At 66.7% G+C, this 16,826-nt stretch carries 10 protein-coding genes; 5 read left to right on the top strand and 5 right to left on the bottom strand.

The genetic code is table 11. The features are described 5' to 3' along the window. Positions 1-73: 73 nt before the first annotated feature. The 3 genes from AC3QL3_RS06170 to AC3QL3_RS06160 are packed head-to-tail and all read right to left on the bottom strand — an operon-like array spanning position 74 to position 1,736. A complete protein-coding gene (locus tag AC3QL3_RS06170; RefSeq protein WP_492897500.1) occupies positions 74-1,045 on the bottom strand; it encodes a DUF8740 domain-containing protein in 972 nt (323 codons plus the stop codon). Beyond that, entirely contained in the window at positions 1,045-1,338 is a 294-nt protein-coding gene (locus AC3QL3_RS06165) for a hypothetical protein (RefSeq protein WP_492897499.1), read from the bottom strand. Before AC3QL3_RS06165 ends, AC3QL3_RS06170 begins: the two co-directional genes overlap by 1 nt. Next, positions 1,335-1,736: a DUF805 domain-containing protein gene (locus AC3QL3_RS06160; RefSeq protein WP_492897498.1), complete on the bottom strand. Its 402-nt coding sequence runs from the start codon at positions 1,734-1,736 to the stop codon at positions 1,335-1,337. Before AC3QL3_RS06160 ends, AC3QL3_RS06165 begins: the two co-directional genes overlap by 4 nt. A gap of 164 nt (positions 1,737-1,900) precedes the next feature. On the opposite strand from AC3QL3_RS06160, the gene AC3QL3_RS06155 reads away from it, so the two are divergent. Continuing rightward, complete coding sequence (locus AC3QL3_RS06155; protein WP_492897497.1) at positions 1,901-2,866, top strand: LysR family transcriptional regulator; 966 nt, start codon at positions 1,901-1,903, stop codon at positions 2,864-2,866. Positions 2,867-2,884: 18 nt separating this feature from the next. Here AC3QL3_RS06155 and AC3QL3_RS06150 read toward each other — a convergent pair whose 3' ends face one another. Next, entirely contained in the window at positions 2,885-5,200 is a 2,316-nt protein-coding gene (locus tag AC3QL3_RS06150; RefSeq protein WP_492897495.1) for a choice-of-anchor Q domain-containing protein, read from the bottom strand. Between the two features lie 340 nt (positions 5,201-5,540). Between AC3QL3_RS06150 and AC3QL3_RS06145 the strand changes: the two genes are divergently transcribed. The 4 genes from AC3QL3_RS06145 (at position 5,541) to parC (ending at position 10,375) form a co-directional block, all read left to right on the top strand. Further along, positions 5,541-7,088 carry a hypothetical protein gene (locus AC3QL3_RS06145; RefSeq protein ID WP_492897493.1) on the top strand — a complete coding sequence of 516 codons (1,548 nt, stop codon included), beginning with the start codon at positions 5,541-5,543 and terminating at the stop codon, positions 7,086-7,088. A 180-nt stretch (positions 7,089-7,268) separates the two neighbouring features. Next, the gene (locus AC3QL3_RS06140) at positions 7,269-7,664 is read left to right on the top strand and encodes a glutaredoxin family protein (RefSeq protein WP_492897491.1); all 396 of its coding nucleotides are present in this window, start codon (positions 7,269-7,271) and stop codon (positions 7,662-7,664) included. A 129-nt stretch (positions 7,665-7,793) separates the two neighbouring features. Beyond that, positions 7,794-7,949 (top strand): hypothetical protein, encoded by a 156-nt coding sequence (locus AC3QL3_RS06135; protein WP_492897489.1) that lies wholly within the window; start codon positions 7,794-7,796, stop codon positions 7,947-7,949. 185 nt (positions 7,950-8,134) lie between these two features. Continuing rightward, complete coding sequence (gene parC / locus AC3QL3_RS06130; protein ID WP_492897488.1) at positions 8,135-10,375, top strand: DNA topoisomerase IV subunit A; 2,241 nt, start codon at positions 8,135-8,137, stop codon at positions 10,373-10,375. Between the two features lie 129 nt (positions 10,376-10,504). Here parC and AC3QL3_RS06125 read toward each other — a convergent pair whose 3' ends face one another. After that, entirely contained in the window at positions 10,505-16,687 is a 6,183-nt protein-coding gene (locus tag AC3QL3_RS06125; RefSeq protein WP_492897486.1) for a beta strand repeat-containing protein, read from the bottom strand. Positions 16,688-16,826: the final 139 nt, after the last annotated feature.

Genomic DNA, 16,826 nt, shown 5'->3' with positions numbered 1-16,826 from the left:
TGCACCAATTGCGATCCGAGCTGTTGAACGACCACGGCGCGGGAGGAGCGCAGCACTCCTCCCGCGTCGATCATCAGCGCAGCGTCAAGAGATAAACCGGTACGTCCGAAGCGGACTGGGTGGTCGAGGCGAAGTTGCAGATGCGCGTCTTGACCAAGCCGGCGGCGGCGACCTTCATCGGCATCACCAGCATTTTCGAAGGCAGCGAACCTGCGGCTTGCAGCGAGAAGAACGGAATGTCGCCCGGCTGCACGCCGCCGACCGCGATGTCGTAGTCGTTGCAACTGTTGGCGCCAATCGTCACGGTGATGGAGCCGTTGCTGTAACCGCCAGCGATCTTGCCGCGCGTGACCGAGTCGTTGGCGAGCTTGGCCGTGCCGACCGCGGAGGAGGCGATCTTGTCCGCCGTCACCGCGCCGACGGCGAGTTCGCTCTCGCCGACCGCACCGGCCGCGATTTCGCTGCTGCCGACCGCGCCGCCGGCGATCTCGGCCGAACCGATCGCCCCGTCGGCGATGTGGTTGGCGTAGACCGAATTGTCGGCCAGCTTGCTCGAGGTGACGGCACCGGTGGCGATCTTGGCATTGGTGACGGCCGCGGGCTTGATCGACGGATCGGGGTACGAACCGCTGAGATCGCCGCCGGCCGGGCCGAGCGCGCCGCTCAAGGTGTACTGCGCCACCGGCGTAGTCGCGATCGGCTGCCGCGGTAGCATCGGAATGCCCTCGACGCTGACCTGCAACCACAGCTGGGTGCCGGTGAATGCGCCCGGAAAGGCGAGCGAGATCGTAAACAAGCCGTCGGCGACCGGATAGTCCGCCTCGTCGATGGCGACCCCGACCTGATTGCCGCCGCTGGCGGCGTCGAACAGCGCGAAGCTCAAGTCGAAGTTGCCGTTGGCCGGCGCTCCGTTGCGCTGCAGCTGCCCTTGATAGGTGAAGTCCGGCAACTGCGGTTCGCTCGCCACCGCGACGGCGAGCGGAACGGCCACCGCGAGCAGAGCCAGACGCTGCAACCAGCGCAGCAGAATCGATCGCGTCGTCATCACTGGCACCCCTCGAAGCGGTCGTGGAACAGCGAATCGCGCCGCAGGCTGCCGGCGCCGGCCCAGAAGCCGGCGTGTACGGCGAATTCGCCGGCCGCGGACACGCCGGCGGCAGGTACCGCGAGCGCGCCGTCCAATGCGAAGCAGTCCTGTGCCGAGCGGCTCGTGCCACCGCCGCCGGTAATCGCCGCGCCGCGCAGCAGGAAGCTGTCGCCGGCCGACACGCCGCCGGCACCCACCGACAAGGCGAGCACGAGGCCGGCGCGCGAGCGCCATCGCGGATGCCGGATCACGACACCACGCTCGCGCCGGAAGACGGCTGACCGAAGCGGTTCGTGCCCGGCGTGCCGGCGACGAAACCGTTGAACGCCAGCGCGATCAAACCGCCGACCAGCGGCACCAGACCGATCAGGATCCACCAGGCCGACTTGTCGACGTCGTGCCAGCGCTTGGCCGAAATCGCCAGGCTCGGCCACAGCAGCGCGAGGCAGACCAGCGGCAGCAGCACGCCGGCCATGCCCGCGCTCGGCGCCGCACCGGGCGCGCCGTCCAGACCGACCCCGCTGAACAGCGAAGCGCCGGCCAACGCGCCGAGGATGCCGAGCAGCACGCTGACGACCAGCACGAAATACCAGTACGGCGCGCGGCCGATGCGCCCTTCGAACGAGAACAACAGATGCGACCAGTTCATGAAACTCCTCCCCTCCCATTGGTGCGAAGCACTCTGCGACGCTTGCGCGGCACGCGCCAATGAATGTTCTGGATCGGGCGATAGTGCGGATTTATCGCCATAGAACGCGGTGATCGCGCGATAGTCGGTGGTTATACTGGCGCGGCGAGCCTGGGGAGGACGCAATGGGTACACGCCTTTCGTCGGCGCAGATCGAGTCGTTCATGACGCTCGCGCGCGAGCTGAATTTTTCGCGCGCGGCCGAACTCCTGCACGTCAGCCAGCCGGCCTTGACCAAGCGCATCCAGAACCTCGAGGAGACGCTGGGGCAAGCGCTGTTCATGCGCCTGCGCGGCGGTCTGCAGCTGACCGAATCGGGCCGCATCCTGCAGCGGCACGCTTCTTCGGTTGAACGTCAGGAGCAGGAGCTGCTCGACGATCTCATCGGAGGCTCCGGCGGGATCGCAGGCTTCTTCCGCCTGGTTTCGTTCTCCTCCTGCCTGCGCTCGATCCTGATCCCGGCAGTCGGCGATTTGCTGCGCGACAACCCGCGCCTGGGCTGCCAATTCGTCAAGGCCGAAGTGCACGAGCTGCACGATCTGCTGATCGAGGGCAAGGTCGATTTCAGCGTCTCGCTGTCGGAATGCGAACGCATGGGCGTGGAGAACGTGCGCGTGGGCACCGAGCGCAACGTGCTGATCGAATCGACGCGCTACGAGCAACGCCGCGACTGCTACATCGACCACGATCCGCGCGACAACTTCACCGAGCGCTTCTTTCTGATCCAGACCGGCTCGACCGTACCGAAAATGCTGCGCGCCTACTTCGACGACATCTACGGCCTGATCGATGCGGTGTCCGAAGGCGTCGGCCGCGCGGTCGTGCCGGTGCATCTGCTGCGCCCCGAGCATCAAGTGCGCCTGGTGCCCGGCTTCCGGCCGTACGAAGTGCCGGTGTTCCTGCACCATCACAGCCAGCCCTACTACACCAAGATGCAGCGCAGCGTGATCGACACTCTGGTACGCGAAGCGACGCAGCGCTACGAATCGCATCGCCGGCTCGACCAAGGCGTCAGCGCCCTCGCCGACGACGCCTTGATCGCGGCAAACCGGCGGCGCGTGCGCGGCGTGCGCACGCGCGAAGAGTTCTAGCGCGCGGCCGCCTCGCGCCTAGCCGTCGAAGCCGTCGGCGAAAATCGCATCAGCGCTGCCCTCGAACGCGCCGATGTCGCAGTAATTGCCTGCGGGCCGCGGCGCGCGGCGCTGATCTTCCGCCACCGAACGCAGGGAATCGTCGCGGCAGGCCATCTCGCGATCGAACGTCTGACCCTCGCCGACGCCGTCGAGCGCCGGACTGTCCGGCCGCAACGGTTGCGCCGGCAGCGCGCCGCCGTAGCGGCCGAGCGGCATCAGGCGCGGATCGACATGAGTGAGATCGTGCGCGGCGGCGCCACCCAGCGTGCAGCCGGTCGTGTTCTCGATCAGGTTGAAGTCCTGCGATTGCACCAATGCGGCGCAGTCCGGCGCGATGCCGCTGCCGGAAGCGTTGTCGGCGACGATCGAATTCTTCAGAAACACGGTGCCGGAGCTGCCGCGGCCGAGGCCGCCGCCCCCCTGCGTGCCGCTGCCGGTGTAGTCGGCGGTGTTGCCGGCGATCGTCACGTGGCTGAAGCGCGCGCTGCCGCCGTCGACGAACACGCCGCCGCCGCCCTGCTTGGCGCGATTGCCGCTGACGGTGCTGTTGCGCATCTCGAGCACGCCGTTGCTGTCGATGTAGATGCCGCCGCCGTTGTAGGGGCAGCCGCCGGCGACATCGGCCAAGTTGTCGTGGATGCTGACGCGCTCGGCGATCACATAGTCGCGCACGTGCAAGCCGCCGAAGCAGCCTTGGTTGCCGGCGATTTCGACCTCGGCCAACAGGGCCGGATCGTTCAGCACCGCGACGCCGCCGGCGCTGACCTGGGAATGCTCGGTACCACCGCGAACCGACAGCCGCAGCAAGGCGTTGGCGCCGCTGTAGAGCTGAAAGATCTGATCGTCGTGACCGTCGCCGAGCACTATGGTGCGATCGGCGCCGGCGCCGACGATCGCCAGTGCCGCATCCGGCCTCAATTCAAGATCGCCGCTGTCCTGGTTCGGCACGTTGGGCAAGGTCAGGCGGAACGTGCCGGCCGGCAACACGATCGTGGTCGGGTCCTCGCGCACGTTGGCCTCGGCGATCGCCGCGCGCAAAGTGCAGCCGCCGCCGACCGCGTCGCACTGGCCGTTGCCGGGCGTGGCGTCGGCGCCGTCGTCTTGACGGGTCACCGTGAAGGTCGGCCGATATTCGTACGCACCGATGTCGCAATCGCTGCGCGCGACGCCGCGCTGGTCGGTCGCGCTGCAGGCATTGCCACCGCTGCCTGGTGCGCCCGGATTGGCGGCGCCGATCGCCGGGCTGCCCGGCAAAATCATGTGGCTCGGCGTGCCGTTGCCGTAGTCGAACAGAGGCATCAGCTGCGGATCGACATCGGTCAAGGTGTTGCCGAGCGCACCGAGCAGGTCGCAGTCTTCGACGCTGCCGAACAAGTTGTAGTCGTCGGACGTGATTTCGTCGCAGTTCGCCTCGACGAAACCGGAGTAGTTGCGCGCGACGATGCTGTTGCGCACGCGCACCGTGGCGGACGAGCTGAACGCGTTCCACAGCGCCGGCGCATCGACGCAGTTGCTGCGTGTGCCGCCGTGATTGTCGGCCACGGTGACGCTGGCCAGGGTGTGCTCGACGCTGGTGTCGCTGAAATAGATGGCCGAGCCGACGCAGCCGGTGCTGTTGCCGCTGAAGGTCGAGTTGGACACGTTCAGCTGGCGCCGCGAGAGGATCGCGCCGCCGTACTCGACGGCGCGATTGCGCGAGAACGAACTGCCCGAGATGCTCAGCGCGGATGCCGCGCCGTCGGCGAACACGCCGCCGCCTTCCGCGGCACGGCTCGCGCTGACGTGCACGTTGGTCAGCGAAAGCAGGCCGTTGCTGTCCATGTAGACGGCGCCGCCGTAGATGTCGTCGGCGCTGGAACCGCCGAGCGGATCGCCGTTGCGCAGACTCAGGTTGCTCAGCACCAGCAGCGCGGCGGAACCGGCCTGGGTGTGGAAGATACGGTCGAGTCCGTTGCCGTCGATGACGGTGACGCCGGCGCCGTTGCCGGCCACCACGATGCCGTTGCCGCCGACGTCGAGATCGCCGGTGCTGTTGGCATCTTCGCCGCGTCCCGCGCGCGTCAACAGGAAGATGCCGTTGGGCAGGTCGATCAGATCCAGGCCGCTGCCGGCACTGCAGCCGCCGTAAGCCGCGTCGGTATTGGCCGCGCGTACCGCTTCGCGCAGCGAGCAATGCCCGAGGTCCGATCCGTACTGATCGGCGGTCGTGTCGACCACGATCTGATTCGCCTGCGCCGAGCCGGCGCAAGCGCAGGCTAAGGCGAACGCAATCCATCCACTCCTTCGGTCCATGACCGCTCCCTCCCTCGCGCGACGACGGCGCCGATGACGAGGGCCGACGCTAGAGGCTGCGCCGGCGCGGTTCCAATCAAACTTCTGCATCCGCCGATCAGCGCGGCTTATGGCCATGCGTCGGCGTTATCGGCGCATCACGCCGGGTTATCGGCGCGGCGCCGCGGCCGCCACGCGCACCACGCCGCGCGCCGTTACCCATCCGTTACCTCGCCGTTCCTGTTTCGTGCCGACCCGGGGCGCGAATCCGCCTAAGGTCGGATGGGCCGGCCTCGGCAAGTTCCATCCCGCGCGCGCGGGCTTGGGCCGGTCCCTGTTCGTTTTCAAGGAAGTGGAAATCATGTACGACCCTAGACTGCACCTCCGACTCGGCGCAGCGCTGCTCGCCGCGGCTGCCCTGTTCGGAGCGGCCGAGCTTTCGGCCAAGACCGCCACCACCGCGGCCGGAATCACCGCCGCGCCGGTCGTGGCGACGATCACCGGCGCGCCGCTGCAGGTCCACGTCGGCGACGACAATTCGTTCCAGATCTTCAACAGCAACGTTCCCGGCACCGGTCAGATCTACCCCTCCGATGCCACCGGCACCGCCGACATGGGCTGGTTCGTGCGCACGGCCGACACGTTGTATGCACCCAATTTCAGCGAGCACTCCAGCACCGCGACCAGCAACCTCGGCGCCTACACGCCGTTCACGCCGACCACTCTCAGCACGGTCGGCGGCAGCGGCAGCGCAGCCGACCCGTTCCTGGTCACGGTCGGCACCACGCTCGGCGCGAGCGGACTAACCGCCACCCAGCAGGTGCGCTACGTCAACGGCGATAACTACTTCACCAAGATTCTGTCGCTGACCAACAACGGCGCCGCGCAGAGCGTGAAGATTTTTCTCGGCGCCGACATCTATCTCGCCAACGACGATCGCGGCGTGCCTTATCTCGCCACCGCCTCGACCAGCCCCGGCGGTCAGGACTGCGGCACGGTACCGTCCTACACGATTCTGCTGATTCCGCAGACGCCGCCCGACGCCTACAGCGCGAACGGCTACAGCAACATCTGGAGCCAGATCGGCGCCGCCCAGCTCGACAGCGCCGTGCTCGCCGGCGGCTGCCTGGACAACGGCGCCGCGCTGCAATGGAATCGGACGCTGGCCGGCGGCGCCACGGTCACGGTGCAGACGGCGGTCTCGTTCGGCGACATCCCGCCGATCGCGCTGTTCAACGTGACCGCGGTCAATCCGTCCAGCGGCGCGGCCGGCGACAACGTCGAGGTGACTCTCAGCGGCATCGGCTTCCAGGCCGGCACGACCTTCGATTTCGGCAGCGGCGTCACCGTCTCCAATCTCGTCATCGTCGACAGCAATACGGCGCGGGCGACGCTCTCGATCGCGCCCGCTGCCACGACCGGGCCGCGCGACGTGACCGGCCGCCAGGCACCGGGCGGGCTCGACGCGATCTTGCCGCGCGGCTTCACCGTCACCGGCGGCAGCGTGCCGACGTTCGATCTCACCGCGGTGACGCCAGCCAGCGGCAACGCCGGCAGCACGCTCGGCGTGACGATTCGCGGCAGTGGCTTTCAGCCGGGCACGAGCTTCGACTTCGGCGCCGGCATCACCGTCGCGAACCTCGTCATCGTCGATGCGAACAACGCCAGCGCGAGCTTGAACATCGCCGCCGGCGCCGCCGCCGGGCTGCGCGACGTGACCGGCACTCAGGCGCCCGGCGGCGCCAGCGCAACCTTGGCCGACGCCTTCCGCGTCATCGCCGACGGCATTCCGCCGATCGGCACCGCGACGCCGGTACCCACGCTCGGCAGCATCGCCTTGCTCGCCTTGATCTTCGCGTTCGCAGGTCTTGCCGCGATGAACTTGCTGCGCCGTCGGCGCTACGGCTGATGCGATGACGCCGCACGGCCGCGCTGGATGCGCGGCCGTGCGGCGATCGGTCGTGGTGCTGAGGTAGGCGCCGCGGCGAGATGAACTTTTTCCGAACTGCCAAGCAGTTCGCATCTCGATTCGCCCACGGGCGTATACGTACTCCGGTCTTGGGGACGGCAACTCGCAAGGGAGGTGCGCATGGTGATGAAAATCCTCATCAACGTGGTCTTGGTCGCTGCATTCCTCGGCCTGGGTCTTTGGGCCGGACCGCATCTGCGCGGCGCCTACGATCGCGCATTCCCCGAACCGGCTTTCGTCACCGGCGACTACGCCGAGGTGTACCGGCAGGCGGCCAACAAGCCGGTCGTGATGTACTCGACCTCGACCTGCCCGCACTGCGCGCACGCACGCGAATTCCTCACGCGCGAGAAAGTCGACTTCCAAGACTTCGTGATCGACCAATCGCCGGAAGCGAAGAGCCGCTTCGAAGCGCTCGGCGGCAGCACGGTGCCGGTGCTGTACATCGGCGACCGTCGCATCGTCGGCTTCCGCGAAGACACGATCCGCGAGTCTCTGGCGCTCATTCGCCATTGACGAGCGCGATCGCGCCCGCGCACGGAGGCTGCGGGAAAGGCCGCTCGCTGATGCGAGCGGACACCCAGTCGGCAGGTCAGCGGAACGACCCCGCCGGCGTCTTTTCCCATACGAACTGAGGAGTAACGTATGAAAAAGTATCGCTTGATCTTGGCCGGCTGCGCGTTCGCGTTCGGCATCGGCGTCAGCGCAGCCGCGCTGGCACGCCCGTGCTGCAGCTCCTGTGGCGACTGTGACGAATCGCCGATCAGCCGCTGCTGCGCGATCTGCTCCCCGAGCTGCTGACCGTTATTCATCGGCGGCGATATCGCTCTTTCCCCGGTGAAAGAGGATCGCACGGGGAAAGGCGATATCGCTCGCTGTCGGTGCAGGGTCCTGCACGCGCCGCATCCGGCGCTGACTCCACCGACGCGTATCCGGCAGAATAGGGGGCTTCGCGGCGCCGCTGGCGCCCGCCATCTTCTGCCTGAATGAACCTGCAAGCCAACTACGAACAGATCCCGCTCAAGGACTACGCCGAGCGCGCCTACCTCGATTACTCGATGTACGTGGTGCTCGATCGCGCCCTGCCCTTCGTCGGCGACGGGCTCAAGCCGGTACAGCGCCGCATCGTCTATGCGATGAGCGAACTCGGCCTCGATGCCGCCTCCAAGCCGAAGAAGTCCGCGCGTACGGTGGGCGATGTGATCGGCAAGTTCCATCCGCACGGCGACAGCGCCTGCTACGAGGCGATGGTGCTGATGGCGCAGCCGTTCTCGTATCGCTATCCGCTGATCGACGGCCAGGGTAATTTCGGCTCGACCGACGATCCGAAGTCGTTCGCGGCGATGCGCTACACCGAATCGAAGCTGACGCCGATCGCCGAGCTGCTGCTGGAAGAACTCGGCCAGGGCACGGTCGAGTGGACGCCGAACTTCGACGGCACGCTGAAAGAGCCCTCGTGGCTGCCGGCGCGCATTCCGCACGTGCTCTTGAACGGGTCGACCGGCATCGCGGTCGGCATGGCGACCGACATTCCGCCGCACAACCTGCGTGAGATCGTCAGCGCGTGCGTCCATCTGCTCGACGAGCCGAACGCGAGCGTGGCCGAGCTGTGCGAGCACGTGAAAGGCCCCGATTTTCCGAGCAAGGCCGAGATCATCACCTCGGCCGGCGAGCTGGCCGCGATGTACGCCACCGGCAACGGCTCGGTGCGTTGCCGCGCGGTATACGCGAAAGAAGACGGCAACGTCGTCATCACCGCGCTGCCTTATCAAGTCTCGCCCTCGAAGATCGCCGAGCAGATCGCCGCGCAAATGCGCGCGAAGAAGCTGCCGATGCTGGAAGACATCCGCGACGAGTCCGATCACGAGAACCCGGTGCGGCTGGTGCTGTTCCCGCGCTCCAACCGCATCGACGTCGACGAGATGATGACGCACCTCTTCGCGACGACGGATCTGGAGAAGAGCTACCGCGTCAACCTCAACATGATCGGCCTCGACGGCAAGCCGCAGGTCAAGAATCTCAAGCAGATCCTGAGCGAGTGGCTGCGCTTCCGCGCCGACACCGTGACCAAGCGCCTGCAGTTCCGCCTGGCCAAGGTCGAGCGCCGCCTGCACCTGCTCGAAGGCTTGCGCATCGCGTATCTCAATCTCGACGAAGTGATCCGCATCATCCGCAGCGAGGAAGAACCCAAGCCCGCGCTGATCGCACGCTTCAAGCTCAGCGAGGAGCAAGCCGACTACATCCTCGAAACGCGCCTGCGCCAGCTGGCGCGGCTCGAAGAAATGAAGATCAACGCCGAGCGCGACGAACTGGAAGAAGAGCGCGCGCGCATCAACGTGATCCTCGGCTCGAAGGCTCGCCTGAAGACCTTGATCAAGGACGAGCTGAAATCGGACGCGAAGAAGTACGGCGACGAGCGCCGCTCGCCGCTGGTGCAGCGTGCCGCCGCGCAGGCGCTGGACGAAACCGCGCTGGTCGCGAGCGAGCCGATCACCGTGGTGCTGTCGGCCAAGGGCTGGGTGCGCGCGGCGAAGGGACACGACGTCGTCGCTGGCGAACTCGGCTATCGCGAAGGCGATTCCTTCCTCGCCGCGGCGCAAGGCCGCACCACACAGCAAGCCGCCTTCATCGACTCGACCGGCCGCAGCTATTCGACCGCGGCGCACACCCTGCCCTCCGCGCGCGGCAACGGCGAACCCTTGACCGGCCGTTTCACCCTGCCCGCCGGCGCGCGCTTCGACGCGGTGGCGATCGCCGACGCGCAGACCAAGCTCGTGCTCGCCTCCGATCTCGGCTACGGTTTTCTGACCCGCTTCGAAACGCTGATCGCGAACAAGAAGGCCGGCAAGCAGATCCTCAACATGGAAGACAAGGCGCGCGTGCTGGCGCCGGCGATCGTCGCCGACTCCGCACGCGATCGCATCGTGGTAGTCACCAACGCCGGACACCTTTTGATGTTTTCGGTGGCCGACCTGCCCGAGCTCGACAAGGGCGGCAAGGGCAACAAGCTGATCGAAATCCCGAAGGCCAAGCTCGGCGAAGGCGAGCGCGTCGCCGGTGTCGCGGTCGTGGCTGAGGGCAAGGGCGAGGTCACTCTGTACGCGGGCCAGCGCAAGCTGATCCTGAAATGGAACGACCTGGTCGAGTACGGCGGCGCACGCGCCGCGCGCGGCGGTCTCTTGCCGCGCGGACTGCAGCGCGTGGAGCGGATCGAGACCAGCGGCTGAAGCTCATGATCGAGCGGCTCGCGGTCGCGCCTGCGCCGACCGCGCCGCGATGGCCGTTCGCGTTGATGGTGGAAAAGAAAAAGGCCTCCCCGAAGGGAGGCCTTTGCATTTCCGCATCGAGGGCCGCGGCTACGGAATGGTGATCGCCGCGCCCGAGGTGTCGTACCAGTAGCGCACGATCTTCGCCGGAAAACCGTGCGGCGCGGTCGTGGTCAGATGCGCGTAGCCGTAACACACGCCCGAGGCGGGACCGCTGCAGCCGAACTTGAAGCCGAGGTAGCCGTCGACGCCGGCGATCCAGTTGCTCATGTCCGCCGGCGGATCGCCCGCCACCGTAATGAACTCCGAACTCGGTCCGACCGTCGCGCCCGCGGCCAGCACGGTGTAACGGCTGTTCGCCGCGCTGCCGACACCGCCTTCGTTGCCGCTCTGCGCGTTCGGCCAGAAGAAATGCAGATCGAGCGGATCTTGGGCGTCGCCGACCGAATACGCGTTGATGTTGCCGCCGCAGGCACCGTCGGTGCAGTGGCTGCCGTCAGCCCAGTTCAGATAGACGCCATCGAAGGTGTCGGGAATGGCGAGGTCGATGACGCCGCTGTCGTGGACGTTCGGATTGCTCGTGTCGACGATCTCGAAGCCGTCGCAGAAGATCTTGTCCGACGCGCTGCACGGCTCCGGCACGCTGGCGGTGACGGTCAGGCTGAGCGGAATTTCGAAGCGCGGATGCGCAACGTCGTTGGTGTTCACGCAGATCAAGGCCGTGTGCGTGCCCACCGCGAGACCGGTGGTGTTCGCCAGCACCGTCACGTCGGTCGAGCCGCCGCCGGCGATCGAGCCGCTGGCCGGATTCACGCTCAACCACGGCACGTTGCTCGGCGCGTCGCAGCCCTCGCCCGGTTCGCCGCCCGAACCTTCGATCGCGCGCACGTAGAGCGATTTGAACTGCTCGCGCCCGGTGGTTTCGACGATCGCGCTCCAGACGCCGGCCGCGGCAGTGTACTGCTGCCCGGTCGGCGTGATGGCCGAGGTCAGATCGACTGCGACGAACAGTCCCGCAACCTGCTCCGGGTCCCATTCCACGCCGATGTACACGCTGCCGCTCGCAATCGACAGGTTCATCGACGAGATGTCGAAGGCCTGGAACTGCTTCGCCAGTCCGCTGCCGATGTTGTTCGCGGTCGCGCTGACCGAACCGAGTTCGGTGCCCGGACCGCCGCCGGTGCCGTCGTCGTCGTAGACGACCAGTTTCACCGGCGCCGAGGTAAGTCCGGCATTGCTGATCAAGGTCACGCAGACGGTATTGAACGTGCCCGGATACGCGCTCGGCGTGAACTTGTCGACCAGCCGTCCAGCGTTGCCCGCGGCTGGGAACCAGCCGTAGCCGTTATCCGGATTGCCGTCGTGGTCGTGCACGATCAATCCCGGCGTTCCGACATCGCATTGCGGATCGCTGCCGCCGAGCAGGACCGCTGTGCCGGCGACCGGCTTCCCGCCTGCCGCAACGTCCGCCCAGTTCGCCTGCAGCAGCGGCGGCAGCTCGCCCGACAGCGCCGCTTTGCGCGCGTCGTTCAAGCGCCGGCGCGCCACATCGTCGACTCGCTTCGACGCGATCTTGGCCGGCAGCGCGCGCGTGATGTCGAAGGTCAGCTGGCCGGTGCCGCTGTTGGACACGGTCATCGTGCCGCTCGCGCTGCCGCCTTGTTCGGCCGTCAGCGTGAACGAACTCGGCGTGACGCTCGCGTTCGGCGCCGGGATCGAATCGCCGTTGACCGTCAACGTGTAGTCCTCAGCTTGGCCGTAACCGGCCGAGTTGCAAGCATCGGGCAGCGAGTTGAACTTCTTGATCACGCGCATGCGCGTGGTGCCCAGCAGCGCGTCGGTCGGTACCAGGATGTCGGCCACCGCCTGCACGCCGTCGGTGCCGCTGGAGTCGGCGATGTCGCCGATCGTATAGCCCTCGTTCGCCTCGAACGTGCCGTTCTGGTTCCAGTCGATGTAGGCCTTGACCTTGTCGGTGAATTCGCCGGCGGTATTGCCTTCGACCGCCATCGAATACGTACCGCCGCGTGACACGGTTCCGCCGGCCACCGCGAGGAAGTTTTCCAGCACCGGGCTGCCGTCGACCGTGGCCGAGCTCGGGTTGTCGATACCGGTCAGCACCACACGCGTGATCGGCTCGACCGCGCTCGGGAAGGCGACGTTGCAGTACGGCGCCGGGAACACCGGCGTGCTCGATACCGTCAGCGTGGCCGAGGCCGCCGCGGCATTGCTGCCGAGATCGGTGGCGAGACCGCCGACCGGGATCGTGTTGACGTAGCTGCCGTCATTGGCCGAATGGACGGTCGCGGTGATCGTGCACGAGCCGTTGGCCGGAATGGTCGAACCCGCCGGCAACGTGATCGTGCCGGCAGTGAAGCCGGCCGTACCGCCGCAGGTGGTCGACGCCGCGCTGGCGACCAAGCCGTTCGGCAAGCTGTCGACCAGGTTCGCGCTCAAGGTCGCGAGCGTCGCGTTCGGGTTCGCCAGCGTGATCGTCGCCGTGCTGTTCGCGTTCGCAGCGACGGTCGAGGGCGAGAACGCCTTCGTCACGCTCGGCGGCGTGCTGCCGCCGCCGGCGATGGTGATGGCGACGCCGCCGCTGTCGTAGCAGTAGTCGACCAAGGTCGCCGGGAAGCCGGTCGCGCCGGTCGTCGTCATGTGCGCGTAGCCGTAGCAGACGCCGGCGCTGCAGTTGAACTTGAAGCCGACGTAGCCGTTGAGCGCGGCGTTCCAGTTGATCGCCTGGCCGGTCGCCGCCGAGAACGTCGAGGAAGGACCGATCGAATCGCCGCTGTGCAGCACCAGCCAGTCGCGCCCGGTCGCGCTCGCGGCGACGCCGGCGTTGCCGGTCGAGGTGCCGCCCCAATAGAACGCGAGATTGCCGCCGCTGCCGTACGGGTTGAAATTCCAACCGGTGAAGGAGTTGTCGGAAACCTGCCCGGACACCCAGCCGAAGTAGCTGCCGTCGTTGTCGCTCGCGATCGAGTAGTTGAGCGGATTGGAGCAGACCACGTTGCTCGTGTTGGCGGCGAAGTTCGCGATCACCGTGCAGTCGGCCGTGATCGCCGCCGTCGTGTAGACGTTGCCCGTGAGCGAGCCGCCGCAAGTACCGGCGACCGTGTCGATGTGGAAGCCGTTTCCGGCCGTTAGCGTGAAGCTCGTCGTCGCGCCGTCATTGACCGTCTGCACCGTCGACGGGGCGATCGTGCCCGTGCCCGTACCGACGCTCGGTGTCACCGCGTGCGTGACTACATTCGCTGCGAAGTTCGCGATCACCGTGCAATCCGCTGTGACCGGCGCGGTCGTGTAGACGTTGCCCGTGAGCGAGCCGCCGCAGGTGCCGGCAACGGTGTCGATGTGGAAGCCGTTGCCGGCCGTCAGCGTGAAGCTGGTCGTCGCGCCGTCGTTGACCGTTTGTACCGTCGATGGGGCGATCGTGCCGGTGCCCGTGCCGACGCTCGGTGTCACCGCATGCGTGACGACATTGGCGGCGAAATTCGCGATCACCGTGCAGTCGGCCGTCACCGGATTGGTCGTGTAGACGTTGCCCGTGAGCGAGCCGCCGCAGGTGCCGGCAACGGTGTCGATGTGGAAGCCGTTGCCGGCCGTCAGCGTGAAGCTCGTGCTAGCGCCGTCGTTGACCGTCTGCACCGTCGACGGGGCGATCGTGCCCGTGCCTGTGCCGACGCTCGGTGTCACCGCATGCGTGACGACATTCGCCGCGAAGTTCGCGATGACGGTGCAATCGGTAGTGACCGGATTGGTCGTATAGACATTGCCCACGAGCGAGCCGCCGCAGGTGCCGGCAACGGTGTCGATGTGGAAGCCGTTGCCGGCTGTCAGCGTGAAGCTCGTCGTGGCACCGTCGTTGACCGTTTGCACGGTCGACGGCGCGATTGTGCCGGTGCCCGTGCCGACGCTCGGCGTCACCGCGTGCGTCGTCGCGGTATTGGCCGCGAAGTTCGCGATAACGGTGCAATCCGCCGTAACTGGCGCAGTCGTATAAACATTACCAACGAGCGAGCCGCCGCAAGTCCCGGCGACGGTGTCGATGTGGAAACCGATACCGGCAGTCAGCGTGAAGCTCGTGGTCGTGCCGTCGTTGACTGTCTGCACCGTCGAAGGCGCGATCGTGCCCGTACCCGTACCGACGCTCGGCGTCACCGCATGCGTCGTCGCAGTATCGGCGGCGAAGTTCGCGATCACCGTGCAATCGGTAGTGACGGGACTGGTCGTGTAGACGTTGCCCGCGAGCGAGCCGCCACAGGTGCCGGCGACGGTGTCGATGTGGAAACCGCTGCCGGCCGTCAGCGTGAAGCTCGTTGTCGCGCCATCGTTCACCGTCTGCACGGTGGATGGGGCGATCGTGCCGGTGCCGTTGCCGACGCTCGGCGTTACCGCATGCGTGACGACATCGGCCGCGAAGTTCGCGATCACCGTGCAATCCGCCGTGACCGGCGCGGTCGTGTAGACGTTACCGGCGAGCGAGCCGCCGCAGGTGCCGGCGACGGTATCGATGTGGAAGCCGCTGCCGGGGGTCAAGGTGAAGCTCGTCGTCGCTCCGTCGACCACCGTCTGCACCGTCGACGGCGCGATCGTGCCGGTGCCGTTGCCGACGCTCGGTGTCACTGCATGCGGCGGCGGCAGGCCGTCGCAGGTGCCGTAGTTGGTGTTGTCGATGACGACATTGTCGACGTCGAGAATGTTGTTCTGCGTACCGGTGCCCTTGTTGCCGATGATCGCGATGTTCGCCGTGTTCTTGGCGAAGGCCGGACCGGTATAGATGGACGCACCGTTCAGACAGAGCTTGTAGGTCTGCGCGGCGCGGTCGGTCACGATCTTTAGATCGAAATAGGCGCCAGCGGTCCACAGAGCACCCGTGTCGACGTAGCCGGCCACGCCGGCGCCGCCGCCGTTCGGATCGAGCACTTGGATCTTGTTGACGCCTGCTGCCGGGCGCGCGAAGCGCACGCGCGCGACGACCGAAGAGGCGGCAGGATCTTGCGGTGCGAAATCGAAATTCGCGCCGCTGCCGGAAACGGTGAGCTTGAGTTTGGCGGCGGCCACCGAGTAGGGCGTGAGAATGACCGGCTGAGTCGGCGACAGAGCGGCAACCGGATCGGTGCCTGCGGCCGTCCAGCTGGCGCGCAGGTGTTGCGTACCGACGGCGGGACTGGTGGTCGCGATCTTGAAGTCGGTCGCGAGAGCGGCTGCGGATACGCCCCAGCCGCCTTGCGAACCCAAATTGCCTACCGCGAACGTCGGCGCTTCAAATCCGGTGTTGTAGGTGGTCGAGCCCGATGCGTTGGACTGATAGTAGGCAGTCACCGCCGAAGGGAAATCTCCGCCGCTGGTCTTGAGCGAATTGGAAGGAAGCGTATTGGCGTAGACGCCCGGATTGGTGACGCGCACGTCCACTTGCACGGTGCAGCCCGCAGGCGGAATTTCCGCACCGCTGCCCAGCGTGATCGTGTTCGCTCCCGCGTTCGCGATCAGCGAGCCGGTGCCGGGACACGTGGTCGAGGCATTCGGAGTGGTCGCCACCGTCATGCCAATGGGGAAGGTGTCGACGAGATTCGCCGTCAAGGTCAAAGAAGCCGACGCTGCGTTGTACTGACCGAGCGACAGCGTCAACGTGGTCGGACGCGAGACGTCGCCGGCGGCGGGAGCGAAGGTCTTGGACAACTTCGGATACGCCGGCGCCGGCGCTCCGGGATCGACGTTGACCGTGTAGTCCTCGGCTTGCCCGAAACCGGTGGTGCCGCACGCGGGCGAGTTCGCGATGGTCGGGCTGGCCGCGGACGTGTATTGCTTGACGACGCGCATGCGCGTCTGACCGGCGGTCGCCGCAGCGGGAATCGAAATCAGGGCCGCAACCTGCTTCGCGTCCGTGCCGGAGGAATTCTGCAGAGCGCCGATGAAATAGCCTTCGTTGGCGTCGAACGTCGAGTTTCGATTCCAATCGATGTATACGGCGACAGCGTCCGTATAGGGACCGCCGCCGTCCTCCCCCGTATTGCCTTTGACGACGATCGGATAGGTGGCTCCGGGCCGAAGCTGGCCGACCGTCAAGGTGAAATCTTCATCGGCGGTGCCGCCGAGAGTCGCCGAGGTCGTGTTGTTGATGCCGTCGAAATTGACCAGCGTGATCGGCTCGACATCGCCGTAGTTGCGCACGCAATACGGTTCGGGAAACGCGAACGCAGAACCGCTCGCCGCCAATCCCCCCGCCAGCGCCAACAAGGCGACTGCCGCTTTCAACCTGCTTCTCATGCCGTTTACTCCCCAAGAATCAATTCGGGCAAGCGCAACCCGCCCATTCGGACACAACCGCACCGCCCAGGCGGCGCCAGGCAAATTTCGTCAATCGGAAGATCGGCGCCGCCGCGGTCGGCCGCCGGATTGCTTACTG

The sequence above is a fragment of the Dokdonella sp. GW821-FHT11D02 genome, assembly GCF_058808595.1.
Note: the sequence above shows the minus strand (reverse complement) of the source record. Positions and strands in the feature narration are given on the sequence as shown.

Coding starts and splice junctions, on each gene's coding strand:
- AC3QL3_RS06125 (WP_492897486.1), bottom strand. CDS start 16,687: ATGAGAAGCAGGTTGAAAGCGGCAGTCGCCTTGTTGGCGCTGGCGGGG.
- AC3QL3_RS06160 (WP_492897498.1), bottom strand. CDS start 1,736: ATGAACTGGTCGCATCTGTTGTTCTCGTTCGAAGGGCGCATCGGCCGC.
- AC3QL3_RS06155 (WP_492897497.1), top strand. CDS start 1,901: ATGGGTACACGCCTTTCGTCGGCGCAGATCGAGTCGTTCATGACGCTC.
- AC3QL3_RS06140 (WP_492897491.1), top strand. CDS start 7,269: ATGGTGATGAAAATCCTCATCAACGTGGTCTTGGTCGCTGCATTCCTC.
- parC (WP_492897488.1), top strand. CDS start 8,135: ATGAACCTGCAAGCCAACTACGAACAGATCCCGCTCAAGGACTACGCC.
- AC3QL3_RS06150 (WP_492897495.1), bottom strand. CDS start 5,200: ATGGACCGAAGGAGTGGATGGATTGCGTTCGCCTTAGCCTGCGCTTGC.
- AC3QL3_RS06145 (WP_492897493.1), top strand. CDS start 5,541: ATGTACGACCCTAGACTGCACCTCCGACTCGGCGCAGCGCTGCTCGCC.
- AC3QL3_RS06170 (WP_492897500.1), bottom strand. CDS start 1,045: ATGACGACGCGATCGATTCTGCTGCGCTGGTTGCAGCGTCTGGCTCTG.
- AC3QL3_RS06135 (WP_492897489.1), top strand. CDS start 7,794: ATGAAAAAGTATCGCTTGATCTTGGCCGGCTGCGCGTTCGCGTTCGGC.